The sequence below is a fragment of the Mesorhizobium sp. B3-1-9 genome (genome assembly GCF_006439595.1).
Lineage (GTDB): Bacteria > Pseudomonadota > Alphaproteobacteria > Rhizobiales > Rhizobiaceae > Mesorhizobium.
Genome location: NZ_VFTJ01000022.1, coordinates 18,234 through 33,153 on the forward strand (window position 1 = coordinate 18,234; position 14,920 = coordinate 33,153).

Here is a 14,920-nt window from a genome sequence, read left to right on the forward strand (position 1 = left end):
ACCCATGATCGTGCTCGGCCTCACCGGATCGATCGGCATGGGAAAGTCGGCGACGGCGAAAATGTTCGCCGAGGCCGGCGTGCCGGTGCATGATTCCGACGAGACCGTGCATCGCCTCTATTCCGGCAAGGCCGCCCCCCTGGTCGAGGCGGCCTTCCCGGGCACGGCGCAGGCAGGCGTGGTCGATCGCGTCAAGCTCGCCGGAAAAGTGCTCGCCGATCCCTCCGCGCTGAAGAAGCTCGAGGCAATCGTCCATCCGCTGGTGCGCGCCGATGCCGACGCGTTCCTGGCCAAACACCGCGCCGCCGGCGCGCCGCTCGCCGTCCTCGACATCCCGCTTTTGTTCGAGACCGGCGGCCGCGGCCGCGTCGACAAGGTCGTGGTCGTCACCGCCTCGCCCGAAATCCAGCGTGAACGCGTGCTCGCCAGGCCGGGCATGAGCGAGGAGAAGTTTTCGTCGATCCTCGCCAAGCAGGTGCCCGACGCCGAAAAGCGCCGCCAGGCCGATTTCATCATCGACACCGGAAATGGCTTCGATGCCGCTCGAAAGGCGGTCGAGGCGATCGTCGCCGAACTGGCAGGGGATAAGAAGGAGACACCACCCTCCTGACTCTTGCTGTCAGCAGCCGCCATTGCCATTTTTCGCCGAAGCACGATGCTGCCCGTGCCAAGGACAACTGATTCGAATGCGTGAGATCATCTTCGATACGGAAACCACCGGCCTCGATTTGCGCGACGACCGCATCATCGAGCTCGGCGGCGTCGAGCTGGTCAACCGTTTCCCGACCGGCCGCACCTTCCACAAATTCATCAATCCGCAAGGGCGCGCCATCCACGCCGAGGCGCAGGCCGTGCATGGCATCAGCGCCGCCGACCTTGTCGGCAAGCCGACCTTCGCCGAAATCGCGCAGGAATGGCTGGACTTCACCGACGGCGCCAAGCTGATCGCGCACAACGCCACCTTCGATATCGGCTTCCTCAATATCGAGTTCAGCCGGCTCGACCAGGCGGCCATCGATCCCGGCCGCATCGTCGACACGCTGGCGCTGGCGCGCCGCAAGCATCCGATGGGGCCGAACTCGCTCGATGCGCTTTGCCGTCGTTACGGCATCGACAACACCCGCCGCACCAAGCACGGCGCGCTGCTCGACTCCGAACTGCTGGCCGAGGTCTATATCGAGCTGATCGGCGGCAAGCAGGCGGCGCTGGTGCTTGAGGCCGTGGCGGTGCGGATGAACGGCGCCGGCGAGGTGGCCGACATCGACATCTCGATCGGCGCCCGGCCAATCGCCCTGCCGTCGCGGTTGAGCGAAACGGATCGCGCGGCGCATGCCGGGCTGGTTTCGACGCTGGGTGAAAAGGCGCTGTGGCTGAAAGTGGCGACAGCGGGCTGAGCGGGCGCGCTGGCGCCGACGTTGGAGATTGGCCGAAACCCCCGTGACGTCGTCATACTCGGGCTTGACCCGAGTATCCATGCCGTGACCTCGGCCGTAGGGTGCGACGGTGCAGAATTCTGTAACCGCCGTAACGCCTTGACGTCACGGCATGGATTCCAGGGTCTGCGCGCGTCGCTCCGCTCCTTGCTCCGCCCTGGAATGACGAACGGGAAGGCGGCCACGGCCAATCGCGAAGGTTGGCAACTGCTCGCTGGGCCCTGATCAAACAAAAAAGCCCGGCGCGAAGCCGGGCTCTCGATACGGTGTGGCGCCGATTCGCCTCAGCTCACCTGGATCTTGCTCGCCGCCGCCTGGTCCTCGGCGATGCGCTGCTGGAACATCTGCGCGAAATCGATCGGGTCGAGCATCAGCGGCGGGAAGCCGCCATTGCGGGTGGCGTCGGCGATGATCTGGCGGGCGAACGGGAACAAAAGCCGCGGGCATTCGATGAACAGCAGCGGCAGCATATGCTCCTGCGGGAAACCGTTTATGGCGAAGACGCCGCCATAGACCAGCTCGACATTGAACAGCACTTCCTGGTCGAAGGAGGCCTTGGCGTTCAGCGTCAAATTGACGTCGAACTGCTTGTCCGAGAGCGGATTGGCGTTGACGTTGACATTGATGGCGATACCCGGAGCCTTGTCGCGGCCGCGCAGCGAATTCGGCGCGCCAGGGCTCTCGAAGGACAGGTCCTTCACATATTGCGCAAGCACATTGAGCGAGGGCTGGTTCTGGGTGCCGTTGCCGTTGGCGGCGCCGGTCGCCGCGTCATCGTTGCTGGCCATTAGCCTTTAAGTCCTTTTGCCTGGGCAGCATTGCTGACCGGATTGAAATCGCGGGTTCGCTACCATGGTCGGCCGGACAAAACAAGTTTTGCCGCCCTTATCGGCAGGAGGAACAGGACAGCGCAAACGCTGGGGATTGGCTGAAGCTCCTCAACCTCGTCATTCCAGGGTCTGCGCGGGTCGCTTCACTCCTGCTTCGCCCTGGAATGACGATCGCGATGGGCGTTTCGGCCAATCTCCAAGGCATGCCATCTGCCAGACCCAGCCGGTCAAAGTCCCTGTCGAGGACTAGTCGTTCTTCAGCCGCCGCCAGGGCGAATTGTGGTCCGGCCGGTTCGGATAGTCGTCGCGCGAATAGTCTGTGTCGTCGAGGTCGATGACATTGTCGCGCCGGCGGGCCGAAAAGCCGCTGCTGAAGCTGGTCGCCATGACGATGCGGTTCTTGAGCGCGCGCCAGGCGAAGTCGCGCACCGGCGGCAGCAACAGAAGAATGGCGAAGATGTCGGTGATGAAGCCCGGTATGATCAGCAGGATCGCCGCCAGCACGATCATAGCGCCATGCGCGAGCTGGCGGCTGGGGTCGCGCCCGGCATCCATCTCCGTCCGCACCCGCGCCATGACGCCAAAACCCTGATGCCGGAGCAGCAGGCTGCCCGCGACGGTGGACAGGATGACCAGCCCGACCGTCGCCAAAGCGCCGATCTCACGGCCGACAACGACGAAGCCGGCGATCTCCAGCAGCGGCAGCAGGAGCAGGAACAGCGGGATGAACGAAATGCGCAAGTCTCGACCGATCGCTTTCTTCTTTTGCGGCGCTGGCGGACAATCGCCGCTAGCCTTGGCGCCCTTAGATAGGTATGGCTGCCTTTGATTTGAATGATTGCGCCTGCCGTTCTATATGCTTTGAGTGTTGAACGCTATGCGACCGCGGTCCCCCAGGGGTTACGCCGGTCCGGCACGGACAGGGATCGGTTGGCGGAAAATATGGGTTTCTTCGACTTCGGCACGATTTTCTTCCTGATTGCGGCGGTTGTGATCTTTTTCCAGCTGCGCAACGTGCTTGGACGTCGCACCGGAAACGAGCGTCCGCCCTTCGATCCCTATTCGGCGAGCCGCACGCGCGAGGCCGATGCGGCGCAGAAGCCTGAAAATGTGGTGTCGCTGCCGCGCAAGCGCGCGCCGGGCGAAACCGCGCCCGAGACCTATGCCGATATCGACGCCTTCGCCAAACCCGACACCGATCTCAACAAGGGCCTGCGCTCCATCAAGGACAATGATGCGTCCTTCGAGCCGAAGGGCTTCGTCGACGGCGCCAAGATGGCCTACGAGATGATCGTCATGGCCTATGCCGATGGCGACCGTAAGACGCTGAAGAACCTGTTGTCACGCGAAGTCTATGACGGTTTCGTCGCCGCGATCGGCGAGCGCGAGGCCAAATCCGAGAAGATCCAGTCCTCCTTCGTCGGCATCGACAAGGCCGACATCGTCGCCGCCGAGATGAAGGGTTCGGAAGCGCATATCACGCTGCGCATCGTCTCCGAGCTGATCTCGGCGACCCGCGACAAGGCCGGCGCCGTCATCGACGGCGACCCGGAAACGGTGGCCGAGGTCAAGGATGTCTGGACCTTCGCCCGCGACACCCGCTCGCGCGACCCGAACTGGAAGCTCGTCGCCACCGAAGAAGAAGATTGAGATCAAGCGGCGGGGCCCCAGTCGTGCCGCTCTCTCCCGCATTCAGCGAAAAATCCTTTACCGACCTTCCGGGCTGGGGCGAAGACGACCACGCTGCGGCATTGGCCGCGTTCCGCCGCTCGGCCTTCCACGCCCCGATAAAACCTTACCGCACCGGATCGCTCGGCGTCGATTTCAATGCTTTTGCCGAGGCCTATGCCGAGGCGCGCGCCGTTTCGGCGCCGAGCAGGTCCGAGGCGCGGTCGTTCTTCGAACGGCATTTCGTTCCCGCTCTGGTCGTACCCGACAATGGCGGCGCCGGCCTTGTCACCGGTTTTTACGAACCCGAGGTCGAGGCCTCGCCGGTCAGGACCGAGCGGTTCACCGTGCCGCTGCTGTCCCGCCCCGCCGACCTGATCGACATCGACGACGGCAACCGGCCGGCCGGCATGGATGCCTATCTTGCCTTCGCCCGGCGGACGGATGCTGCTCCGGTCGAATATTTCGACCGCGGCGAAATCGAGCGCGGCGCGCTCTCCGGCCAGAACCTCGAGATCGCCTGGCTCGCCGAAAAGGTCGATGCCTTCTTCATCCATGTGCAAGGGGCGGCGCGGTTGAAGATGACCGACGGCAGGCTCGCCCGCGTCACTTACGCCGCCAAGTCCGGCCAGCGCTTTTCCGGCCCCGGCAAAACCTTGAGCGATCTCGGCGAGATCCCGCTGGAAAAAGTGACGATGCAGTCGATCCGAGCCTGGTTCAAGGCGCATCCCGACCGCGTCGACGAGATCCTGTGGCGGAACCGCTCCTACATCTTCTTCCGCGAAGCCGAAGTCGACGATGCCGCGCTTGGGCCCATCGCCGCCGCCAAGGTGCCGCTGACGCCTGGGCGTTCGGTCGCGGTCGACCGCCTGCTGCACACATTCGGCACGCCCTTCTATATCGACGCGCCGACGCTCACCGCCTTCGACCAAAAACCGTTCCGGCGGCTGATGATCGCGCAGGACACCGGCTCGGCCATCACCGGCCCGGCCCGCGGCGATCTCTTCGCCGGCTCGGGCGATGCCGCCGGCGAAATCGCCGGCGTGGTGCGCAACGCGGCCGACTTCTATGCGCTGGTGCCCCGCGGCCTGTTCGATGGAGCGCGCCGGTGAGCCGCCGCGACGATCATCTCAGCGACGACGACCGCATCCTGTGGAACCTGGTGGCGCGTTCGGCCCGGCCGCTGAAAGGCAAGACCGCCGTCGAGATCCCCGACATCGTCGAGCCGAAACCGGCGCCGGCCGCCGCTCCGGTCAACGGCGTTCCGGCCGCTGCCGCAAAACCCAAGCCGCAGCATGTCTCGCACGCGCTCGACGACCAGACGCTGCACAAGCTGAAAAAAGGCCGGCTGCCGATCGAAGGCCGCGTCGACCTGCACGGCATGACGCAGGACGAGGCCTATTCGCTGCTGCTCACCTTCCTCAACCGGGCGCATGCCGGCGGCATCCGTTACGTGCTGATCATCACCGGCAAGGGCTCGTCCTCCGGCGGCGACGGCATCCTGCGCCGCGCCGTTCCGGCCTGGCTGTCGACGCCGGCCTTCCGGCATCTTGTGTCCAGCCACGATCACGCCGCCCGCAACCATGGCGGCTCGGGCGCGCTCTATGTGCGGCTGCGGCGAATACGCGCATGAGCGGGCCAACATGACCCCGTTCGGCGAGAAGCTCAGGGCGCTGCGCGCCGAACGCGGCGTCAGCCAGAAGGCGATGGCCGAAGCCATCGGCGTCAGCGCCGCCTATCTGTCGGCGCTCGAGCACGGCCGCCGCGGCGCGCCGACCTGGACGCTGATCCAGAAGATCATCGGCTATTTCAACATCATCTGGGACGACGCCGAGGAACTTGCCCGCCTCGCCGAAAGCTCGCACCCAAGGGTCAGGATCGACACGTCCGGCCTGTCGCCGGCGGCCACCGAGTTGGCCAACCTTTTGGCCGAGAGCATCGAGAGGCTCGATGAAGCGGAACTGAGGAAGATCACGGCATTGGTCCGAGCTGCGCTGAGGGGATAGTTTGCCCGCATAAAACGGGATGCCGCTAGCCGAAGCCGCCCGAACTTCGTCATCCACGGGCGGAGCGGGAGCGAAGCGGACGCGGAGACCCGAGATCCATTCCGTGACCTCGCGCGAAGGGTAAAGGCGGTGCAGAACAGAGGTTTTTCTGCACCGCCGCGACGGATTCTATGGTCTGCGCTGCGTCGCTTCGCTCCTTGCTCCGCCATAGAATGACGAAGGCGCGAAGCCAAGGCTTCCATGTGCGACGCTGTGGAAAGCCCTCACCTCTAAATCAGAGCTTACCTGCGCCGTTGGCGCTGCCGCCATTGGTGCTGCCCCGGCCGCCGTTGCCTTGATGGCCCTGATGGTCGCGGCCATTGCCGCCGCCCGGGCAGTTCGCGGAACCGACGCTGCAGCAGCGACCGCTCCACAAATCATTGAAGTTGGTCTTGGCGCAACTTTTGGTGGTCTCGTCCGCCAGAGCCGATCCGGTCAGGGCCGATACCGCGACGGCGGCAAGCAGGGTGTTCCGCAGAAAAGCAGTCATTTGAATTCTCCATGGTTTGGTTTCCGTCCACGGCCGTGTGTCACCGTCCGGGAGGAAATGGTTCATGGAGCTGTGAGACTTCGTCATCCACGGCCGGAGCGGGAGCGAAGCGACGCGGCGCAGACCATAGAATGGTTTGAGGAGGATAGGGTAGTTTGGCGGCCGGAACTGCGGCGCATCGCTGCGCTCTGGCTTCGCCCTACAATATGACGAAACCGAAGTTGGCGCCTACTGCACCGAGCCGACCAGCACCGCCTGGCCGTCGCGGATCGAGACCCAGCGTCCGGTGTTGTCGATCGCCTGGCGCTTGAGGAAGCGGTAGCCGGTCGCGTCCCAGGCTTTGACCTTGTCGGTCAGGTTGTCGAGCACGTAGTCGCCCTTGTCGGTGCGCACCGTCAGCACCGAATGGCCTTCCCCGTCCTGCTTGCGTACGACGGTGATCAAAAGATCGGCGAGCGACATGCCCATGCGGTAGAGCTGGCGACGCTTTTCCAGCACATAGTCCTCGCAGTCGCCATAGCCGTCGTCCGGATAGGCCCAGACTTCGTCCTTGCCGTAGTGATCGAGATCGCTCAACGGCTTGACGGCGGCGTTGACCTTGGCGCTCACGCTGGTCAGCCGGCGCCACAGACCGTCGGTCATCCTGGCCGGATCGAGATTGGCCGGGCGGATGTTGCACTCGTTCGGATGCGATTTGCAGAAATCATAGTGGCCGATCGGCTGCGAGGTCAGCCCGCCCGTGGCCATCGCGCCCGCCGCCCAGGCAGGCACGGCCCAATGCGCAGAGATCGTCAGCCCTGCGACCGCACACAAACGCAGAATCCGCGTCATCGCTGAGGAAGTCATTGTCCCCGCCGCCCTGTTCTTTATTAACGAAACGTTAAAGGCGATTTACAGTCCGTGTCAATTGGAGACGGCGGCCAGTTTGACGGCATGGTTACCTGGACGATCCCGTAGCGGCACTTTCGCAACAGAGGCGTGGGCGCAACACGGCCGGCCGCCGGGCGGCGGCAGGGCTGATCCGGGCTCCGGCGTTCAGCTTTTGGCCGAACGGACCAGCTTCGGCCTCACCGCCACCCGCTGCTGGCGGCCATAGCTGGAGATGAAGTCGGCGATGCGCGGCACGATCTCGGAGCGGAAGCGCGAGCCGTTGAAGACGCCGTAATGGCCGACGGCCGGCTGCATGTAATGGACATGCTTGTCGGCGGGGATGTTGACACACAGATCATGCGCGGCCTGGGTCTGGCCGAGCCCTGAAATGTCGTCGTTCTCGCCCTCGATGGTGAGCAGCGCCACGTTGCGGATCGCCGCGCAGTCGACCGTCTCGCCGCGATGCTTCATCTCGCCTTTCGGCAGAGCATGGCGCACGAACACGGTGTCGACCGTCTGCAGGTAGAATTCCGCCGTCAGGTCCATCACCGCCAGATATTCGTCATAGAAGTCGCGGTGCTTTTCGGCGCTGTCGCCGTCATGCTTCACAAGGTGCATGAAGAAGTCCTTGTGGGCAATGATGTGGCGGTCGAGATTCATGCTCATGAAGCCCGAAAGCTGCAGGAAGCCCGGATAGACCATGCGGCCGAAGCCCGGCACCGGCCAGGGCGCCTGCATCACGACATTGTCGCGGAACCAGTCGATGCCCTTTTCCTTGGCCAGAAGATTGACCGCGGTCGGGTTGCGGCGCGTGTCGACCGGGCCGCCCATCAACGTCATGGTGGCGGGCACGAAGGGATCGCCGCGCTTTTCCATCAGCGCCACAGCCGCCAGCACCGGCACCGAAGGCTGGCACACGGCCATCACATGCGTGTCGGGGCCGAGCGCGTGGAACATCTCGATGACATAGTCGATGTAGTCGTCGAGATCGAAGCTGCCTTGCGCCGCCGGTACCATTCGGGCATCGACCCAGTCGGTGATGTGCACGTCGGCATAGGGCAGCATCGCCTCGACCGTGCCGCGCAGCAGCGTCGCGTAATGGCCAGACATCGGCGCCACGATCAAAAGCTTGGGGTCCGGCTTGCGGCCGGCGGGCAGCGCGCGCTCGAAACGGATCAGGTTGCAGAACGGCTTCGACCAGACCGTCTTTTCCGCGACGGCGACGCTTTTCCAGTCGACCACGGTCTTGTCCAGGCCGAATTGCTGCTTGCCGTAGCGGCGGGTGGTCCGCTCGAAGAGCTCCGCGGTCGCCGCGACCGAGCGGCCGAAGGGGGTGTGGGAAATCGGATTGAGCGGGTTGGAGTAGAAGAGCCGTACCGCGTCGGCATAGAGCCGAGCCGGCTGCAGCGCCGCATGATTCATTTCATAGAGCTGGTAGAACATCGCGAACCCCGCTGCCGTCCAACGACCAAAAGGACGACGGACAGCGCCGAGCCTTGAATGTCTGCTGGCGAGGCTAACAAGATATTTTTGCGATGCAATACGTCATTTTGTCTGACGAATGCTTCTTTGGTTCAACCTGTTGAAAATCGGGCTTGAGCGGGCGAGCCGGCTCAATGTGCGCTGCGGAAATGTGAAGGATATGTGTCCGGCCCTCATGCCGGACATCGGCCATGATCCCGAACCACTTGGTCCGCATTGGATCATGGTCCGACGGACAATGCATGTCGCCCTAAAAGTGTGCAGCGGTTTTGGGGCAACGACATGCATCAAAACAAAGCTCAGACGCGCGCCATGCAGACGGCGGTATGGCCCGAACCGATGAAGCCCAGCTGGCCGGCGGCGCCGCGGGAGAGATCGAGCATGCGTCCCTTCACGAACGGACCGCGATCGTTGATGCGCACGACGACGCTGCGGCCGTTGTTCTTGTTGGTGACCCTGAGCTTGGTGCCGAAGGGCAAGGAGCGATGGGCGGCAGTCAGTGCCGAGGGGTTCATGCGTTCCCCCGAGGCGGTTCTGGAATGCAGCGCATACCAGGAAGCGCGGCCGCACTGCGCGGCGGCGGAGGAGGCGGAAGAGGCGCCGGCCATCAGGCCAGCCGCGATCGTTACCGCGACAAGCGCGGTCTGGTTGGTTTTCTTCATGCTTTGGGGGTGGCTCCGTTAGAGGTAGGCCCCGCCGATATGTGCCGAATGAGGCAGGAAATGCGGCATTGATCTGGCGGTTCCATGGCGATGGCACACGTTTGGAGTCGCCGCGAAACAGTTTGTCATGATATTTCCGGCACCGGGAAGGCGTATTCTCAATGAATATCGGACCGATATCCGGATCGTTCCGGCCAACATCGGTCGTCAGGATTCAAGTACAGAGGAACGGAACTGCTTCGGTTCCTCCGCGTCTTTTGTTGCGTCCTCATTGCCGTTCAGGATCGACTTCCGGAGAGGGTCAAGCCGATGCGATTGATCAGGTTTGTGCTGGCGCTGATTGTGCTGGGGTTGGGTGCGCTGTGGTCGCTGCAAGGTCTCGGCCTCGTCAAGGGCAGCTTCATGACCGGCCAGACGCAATGGCTCTATATCGGCCTCGTCACCATGCTGGTCGGCGTGGTCGGGCTGCGCTGGGCGAACCGCTCGCGCATCTGACCTTGCCGGCCGCGCGGAGACGGCTGGCGACAAGGTTAGTCTGCGACCCGATCCTTGCGACCAGTACTGCCAGGCCCGGCAGAGGCTCTCGTCGCGCGGCGGCAAGCGGGCGCGTTCGCCGGCAAGCAGCACCCTTGCGCGTTGGCTGACCGTCTCTTGTGTCGTCATTCTGAGGACTACGCTCCGCTCCCGCGTCGCTCCGCCCTGGAATGACGAAGGCGCGCAAGGTGCCGGACGCCGATCGAACGAAAATCCTCCTGTCACGCCATTCGGGCAAATTCATGCTTCAAATGGCGCGGCAATTGGAACTCTGGTTTCGTGCCCGGCTCGGTTAGTATAGTAATCTTATCAACATTGGGAGTGAGAGAACGATGCGCGACCTTCAAAAGCCCGTTCCGGCGATCGTTCGTGCCTTGCGGCCAAGGCCGCTCGCGGCGCTCGCCGCGCGCTGATCGCTCCGTTTCGGCTAGCAGTCATGGTTGGACGCGCCAATTCCATCATCATTGTCGGCGGCGGCGCCAGCGGTGTCGTGCTGGCCGCGCATCTGTTGAAATCGCCCAATCCGGACCTGCGCGTCACGCTGATCGAGAAGCGGCCGCATTTCGGCCAGGGTATGGCCTATTCGACGCTGCTTTCGGCGCATGTGCTCAATGTCAACGCCTCCGGCATGAGCGGCTATGCCGACGACCCGACGCATTTCGCGCGCTGGGTGCTGGATCGCGGCCTCGCCAGGCCGGACCAGGGGCCGTTCTATGCGCCGCGCAGCCTCTATGCCCGCTATCTGCAGGAATTGCTCGACGGCCTCGTGGAGCGCGAGCGCGACACCGGCCGGCTCAGGCTGATCCGCGAGGAGAGCCTGTCGATCGCGCCGACGCCCGCCGGCGTCGAAGTCGCGCTTGCCAACGGCACCAGCGTCGTCGCGCATCTTGCCGTCCTGGCCACCGGTCACGACGAGCAGCCCGGCGCCTTCCAGGGCCACGCCGTCCGGATGGGGACGGAGGCCGACACCACGCTCGATCCGCAAGCCCAGGTGCTGCTGCTCGGCACCGGCCTGAGCATGGTCGACGCGTTTCTCTCGCTGGAACAGCGCGGCCATCGCGGCGCCATCGTCGCGGTGTCGCGGCGCGGGCTGCTGCCGTCGCCGCACCGCAAGGGCAATCCGATCAAGCTCGATATCGCCGACATTCCGCTCGGCACGGAGCTTTCCTATTTCGTCGGCTGGTTCCGCAATCTGATCCGCGAGATCCAGAAGGCCGGCGGCGACTGGCGCGACGTCGTCGATGGCCTGAGACCCTTCAACCAGACGATCTGGCAGAACTGGCCGTCCTCGGCCAAGCGCCGCTTCGTCGAGCACACCAAGGCCTGGTGGGATATCCACCGCCACCGCATGGCGCCGGAAGTCTACGCGCGCGTCACCGAGGCGGTCCGGTCGGGCCGCATCCGCCTCGTCGCCGGAAGGGTCGTGAACGTCGAGGCGAACGGTGGCTTCGCCGTGAAAATCCAGCCGCGCGGCACGCAGGATGTCGAGACCCTGGACGTCGCCCGCATCTATGATTGCATGGGCATCGCCTGCGATATTTCGAGAACGTCGAACGGCGTCGTGCGCTCGCTGGTCGAGCGCGGCGTGGCGCGGCCCGATCCGCTGCGCCTCGGCCTCGATGTCACCGCCAAATGCGAGCTGATCGCGGCCGACGGCACGGTGTCGTCGAAGCTGCTCGCCGTCGGGCCGCTGACACGCGGCACCTTCTTCGAGATCGACGCCATTCCCGACATCCGCGTGCAATGCGCGAAGCTGAGCAAGCAATTGCTGGGGTGATTTTTCGTCGAGGTTGGCGCTCCACGGCGCCCCCCTCTGGCCTGCCGGCCATCTCCCCCACAAGTGGGGAGATTGGCTGTCGCCTCGGCTTTCGCCAATCGCCGACATTGCAGAAGAAGACGCTGCGGGCGGAGCTGCTGATCTCCCCCCAAGTGGGGGAGATGTCCGGCAGGACAGAGGGGGGCGCTGTCCCGCCAAGTTCAACAGGAGAGGCGATAGAGCGCGCACCCCGTGAAATTCCATTCCCCCACTCGCCGCCGGATTGGCACGATCTATCTTCTTTCCAGACGAAAAGGGCTTGAAAAGACGGTTCGCGCGATCCGCGAAACCGGAATGGATTCCGGCGGCTAGAGCATGATCCCAAAAAGTGGGAACCGGTTTTTGGAAAAGATCATGATCCAACAAGGATGCGCGCGAGATTGCGACACCCGCATCGAACTGCTTCCATGGAGCATCTGAGATGAGCGAGCAGAGACAACCGGCGCCCGGCGGCGTGGACGCCAATCTGTCGAGATTGCGTCCGCCTTACGCCTCGGTGCTCGACCTGATCGGCCAGACGCCGGTCGTCGAGCTGACCAAATTCGACACCGGCAAGTGCCGGCTGTTCATCAAGCTCGAAAGCCAGAATCCCGGCGGCTCGATCAAGGACCGCATCGCGCTGTCGATGATCGCGGCGGCCGAGAAATCGGGCGCGCTGAAGCGGGGCGGCACGATCGTCGAGGCGACCGCCGGCAACACCGGCCTCGGCCTGGCCCAGGTCGGCATCCCGAAAGGCTACCGCATCATCCTCGTCGTGCCCGACAAGATGTCGCGCGAAAAAATCCAGCATTTGCGCGCGCTCGGCGCCGAGGTGCGCATGACCCGCTCCGACGTCGGCAAGGGCCATCCCGAATATTACCAGGACATGGCCGAGAAGATCGCCGCCGAACTGCCCGGCGCCTTCTATGCCAACCAGTTCGCCAATCCCGCCAATCCGCTGGCGCATGAGACGACGACCGGACCGGAAATCTTTTCGCAGCTCGAAGGCGATGTCGACGCGGTGGTCGTCGGCGTCGGCTCCGGCGGCACGCTGACCGGCCTCGGCCGCTATTTTGCGAAACACTCGCCGAAGACCGAGATGGTGCTCGCCGATCCGGTTGGATCGGTGCTGGCGCCGCTGATCAAGACCGGCAAGATGGAAGAGGCCGGAAGCTGGACGGTCGAAGGCATCGGTGAGGATTTCGTGCCGCCCAATGCCGATCTGTCGCTGGTGAAAAAGGCCTATTCCATTCCCGACAAGCAGAGCATGCTGGCGGTGCGCGATCTGCTGTCGCGCGAAGGCATCCTGGCCGGCTCGTCCTCCGGCACGCTGTTGTCGGCGGCACTTCGCTATTGCCGCGAGCAGACGGTGCCGAAGCGCGTCGTCACCTTGGTCTGCGACAGCGGCAACAAATACCTGTCGAAAGTCTTCGACGACATCTGGCTGGCCGAGCAGGGCCTGGCCGACCAGGAACAGCATGGCGACTTGCGCGACCTGGTCATGCGCTCGCCGCGCACCGGCGACATTGTGACCGTTGGCCCGGAAGAAACCCTGCTCAACGCTTATGGCCGCATGCGCCGCTCCGACGTCTCGCAGCTGCCGGTGCTGGACGAAGGCAGGCTGGTCGGCATCGTCGACGAGAGCGATATTTTAGCCAAGGTCGACGGCCCCTATGACGGTCGCTGGGACCGCTTCAACGGCCCGGTGCGATCGGCCATGACCTCCAACCTGCACACGCTGCAGGCCAGCCAAACGCTCGACACGCTGCTGCCGGTCTTCGACCGCAACGAGGTCGCCATCGTCTTCGATGGCGAAGAGTTCATCGGCCTGATAACCCGTATCGACCTGATCAACCATCTGAGGCGCCGCGCAAAATGACCTCGACCGGCAAGAACCGCCTGGCCTTTTCCACCCGCGCCATTCATGGCGGCCAGAGCCATGATCCGCTGACCGGCGCTGTGATGGTGCCGATCTATGCCACCTCCACCTACGGCCAGCAGTCGCCCGGGGTGCACAAGGGTTTTGAGTACGCCCGCAGCCAGAACCCGACGCGCTTCGCCTTCGAGCGCGCGGTCGCCGACCTCGAGAGCGGCAGCAAGGCCTTCGCCTTCGCCTCCGGCCTGGCCGCGATCGGCACCGTGCTGGAGCTCCTCGATTCCGGCGCCCATATCGTCGCCACCGACGACATCTATGGCGGCTCGTTCCGCTTGATGGAGCGGGTGCGCAAGCGCTCCGCCGGCCTTGAGGTGAGCTTCGCCGATTTTACCAACCTTGCCGCGGTCGAGGCGGCGATCCGCCCGGACACCAAGCTGCTCTGGGTCGAGACGCCGACCAACCCGCTGCTGCGCATCGTCGACCTCGAAGCGGTGGCGGCGCTGGCGAAGCGCAAAGGCCTGCTCACCGTCGCCGACAACACCTTCTGCAGCCCCTATATCCAGCGCCCGCTGGAGCTCGGCATCGACATCGTCGTGCATTCGACGACGAAATATCTCAACGGCCATTCCGACATGGTCGGCGGCGTGGCGGTGGTCGGCGACAACAAGGATCTCGCCGACCAGCTGAAATTCCTGCAGAACGCCATCGGCGCCATCTCCGGGCCGTTCGACAGCTTTCTCGCTTTGCGCGGCATCAAGACCCTGGCGCTGAGGATGGAGCGTCACTCGGCCAACGGCCTGAAAATAGCGCAATGGCTGGAAACGCGAAAAGATATCCGCCGGGTTATCTATCCCGGCCTCGCCAGCCACCCGCAGCATTCAATCGCCGTCCAGCAGATGCACGCCTTCGGCGGCATGATCTCGGTCGACCTCGACCGCGACCTGGCCGGCACCAAACGTTTCCTCGAACGCACGCAGCTCTTCACGCTCGCCGAAAGCCTGGGCGGCGTCGAAAGCCTGATCGAGCATCCGGCGCTGATGACGCACGGCTCGATCCCGGCGGAAAAGCGCGGCGCCATCGGGATATCGGATTCGCTGGTGCGGCTGTCCTGCGGGATCGAGGACGGCGATGATCTGATCGCGGACCTGGAGCAGGCGCTGGCTGGCTAAACGGCTTCGCCGAGATCCTTCGCGCCCCCGCTGTCCTGCCGACCTGTCCTTCGTCATTCTAGGGCG

At 64.2% G+C, this 14,920-nt stretch carries 16 protein-coding genes; 10 read left to right on the forward strand and 6 right to left on the reverse strand.

Annotation, left to right across the window (positions count from 1 at the left end; genetic code table 11):
• Positions 1 to 4 precede the first annotated feature (4 nt).
• Positions 5 to 610 carry a dephospho-CoA kinase gene (coaE, locus tag FJW07_RS27075; RefSeq protein ID WP_140859449.1) on the forward strand — a complete coding sequence of 202 codons (606 nt, stop codon included), beginning with the start codon at positions 5 to 7 and terminating at the stop codon, positions 608 to 610.
• Entirely contained in the window at positions 537 to 1,394 is an 858-nt protein-coding gene (dnaQ, locus tag FJW07_RS27080) for a DNA polymerase III subunit epsilon (protein WP_281405345.1), read from the forward strand. The genes coaE and dnaQ overlap by 74 nt, the downstream gene beginning before the upstream one ends.
• A gap of 323 nt (positions 1,395 to 1,717) precedes the next feature.
• Here the strand turns inward: dnaQ and secB are convergent, their stop codons facing one another.
• Both secB and FJW07_RS27090 read right to left on the reverse strand, forming a co-directional pair.
• Positions 1,718 to 2,221, reverse strand: coding sequence for a protein-export chaperone SecB (secB, locus tag FJW07_RS27085; protein WP_140645973.1), 504 nt, complete (start codon positions 2,219 to 2,221; stop codon positions 1,718 to 1,720).
• A gap of 288 nt (positions 2,222 to 2,509) precedes the next feature.
• On the reverse strand, positions 2,510 to 3,004 hold the full coding sequence (locus tag FJW07_RS27090) for an FxsA family protein (protein ID WP_140707402.1): 495 nt from the start codon (positions 3,002 to 3,004) through the stop codon (positions 2,510 to 2,512).
• 201 nt (positions 3,005 to 3,205) lie between these two features.
• On the opposite strand from FJW07_RS27090, the gene FJW07_RS27095 reads away from it, so the two are divergent.
• From FJW07_RS27095 to FJW07_RS27110, 4 genes are read left to right on the forward strand one after another with little or no spacing between them, the layout of a single operon-like run.
• The gene (locus FJW07_RS27095; protein ID WP_140659563.1) at positions 3,206 to 3,913 is read left to right on the forward strand and encodes a Tim44/TimA family putative adaptor protein; all 708 of its coding nucleotides are present in this window, start codon (positions 3,206 to 3,208) and stop codon (positions 3,911 to 3,913) included.
• A gap of 23 nt (positions 3,914 to 3,936) precedes the next feature.
• Positions 3,937 to 5,043 (forward strand): murein transglycosylase A, encoded by a 1,107-nt coding sequence (locus FJW07_RS27100; protein ID WP_140859396.1) that lies wholly within the window; start codon positions 3,937 to 3,939, stop codon positions 5,041 to 5,043.
• On the forward strand, positions 5,040 to 5,564 hold the full coding sequence (locus tag FJW07_RS27105) for a Smr/MutS family protein (protein WP_140645969.1): 525 nt from the start codon (positions 5,040 to 5,042) through the stop codon (positions 5,562 to 5,564). The genes FJW07_RS27100 and FJW07_RS27105 overlap by 4 nt, the downstream gene beginning before the upstream one ends.
• A 10-nt stretch (positions 5,565 to 5,574) precedes the next feature.
• Positions 5,575 to 5,937, forward strand: coding sequence for a helix-turn-helix transcriptional regulator (locus tag FJW07_RS27110; RefSeq protein ID WP_140707408.1), 363 nt, complete (start codon positions 5,575 to 5,577; stop codon positions 5,935 to 5,937).
• Positions 5,938 to 6,211: 274 nt separating this feature from the next.
• Here FJW07_RS27110 and FJW07_RS27115 read toward each other — a convergent pair whose 3' ends face one another.
• From FJW07_RS27115 to FJW07_RS27130, 4 genes are all read right to left on the reverse strand, one after another.
• Entirely contained in the window at positions 6,212 to 6,466 is a 255-nt protein-coding gene (locus tag FJW07_RS27115; protein WP_140859397.1) for a hypothetical protein, read from the reverse strand.
• Between the two features lie 228 nt (positions 6,467 to 6,694).
• Positions 6,695 to 7,312 carry a transglutaminase-like cysteine peptidase gene (locus tag FJW07_RS27120; RefSeq protein ID WP_140645966.1) on the reverse strand — a complete coding sequence of 206 codons (618 nt, stop codon included), beginning with the start codon at positions 7,310 to 7,312 and terminating at the stop codon, positions 6,695 to 6,697.
• A gap of 189 nt (positions 7,313 to 7,501) precedes the next feature.
• The gene (locus FJW07_RS27125) at positions 7,502 to 8,779 is read right to left on the reverse strand and encodes a polyhydroxyalkanoate depolymerase (RefSeq protein WP_140859398.1); all 1,278 of its coding nucleotides are present in this window, start codon (positions 8,777 to 8,779) and stop codon (positions 7,502 to 7,504) included.
• 338 nt (positions 8,780 to 9,117) lie between these two features.
• Positions 9,118 to 9,480, reverse strand: coding sequence for a septal ring lytic transglycosylase RlpA family protein (locus tag FJW07_RS27130; protein ID WP_095767965.1), 363 nt, complete (start codon positions 9,478 to 9,480; stop codon positions 9,118 to 9,120).
• Positions 9,481 to 9,789: 309 nt separating this feature from the next.
• Between FJW07_RS27130 and FJW07_RS27135 the strand changes: the two genes are divergently transcribed.
• The 4 genes from FJW07_RS27135 (at position 9,790) to FJW07_RS27155 (ending at position 14,854) form a co-directional block, all read left to right on the forward strand.
• Positions 9,790 to 9,975, forward strand: coding sequence for a hypothetical protein (locus tag FJW07_RS27135; RefSeq protein ID WP_140645963.1), 186 nt, complete (start codon positions 9,790 to 9,792; stop codon positions 9,973 to 9,975).
• A gap of 475 nt (positions 9,976 to 10,450) precedes the next feature.
• Entirely contained in the window at positions 10,451 to 11,791 is a 1,341-nt protein-coding gene (locus FJW07_RS27140; protein ID WP_140859399.1) for an FAD/NAD(P)-binding protein, read from the forward strand.
• A gap of 460 nt (positions 11,792 to 12,251) precedes the next feature.
• The gene (locus FJW07_RS27150; RefSeq protein WP_140645961.1) at positions 12,252 to 13,688 is read left to right on the forward strand and encodes a pyridoxal-phosphate dependent enzyme; all 1,437 of its coding nucleotides are present in this window, start codon (positions 12,252 to 12,254) and stop codon (positions 13,686 to 13,688) included.
• Positions 13,685 to 14,854 (forward strand): cystathionine gamma-synthase, encoded by a 1,170-nt coding sequence (locus FJW07_RS27155; protein ID WP_140859400.1) that lies wholly within the window; start codon positions 13,685 to 13,687, stop codon positions 14,852 to 14,854. The genes FJW07_RS27150 and FJW07_RS27155 overlap by 4 nt, the downstream gene beginning before the upstream one ends.
• The last annotated feature ends 66 nt before the right edge of the window (positions 14,855 to 14,920 follow it).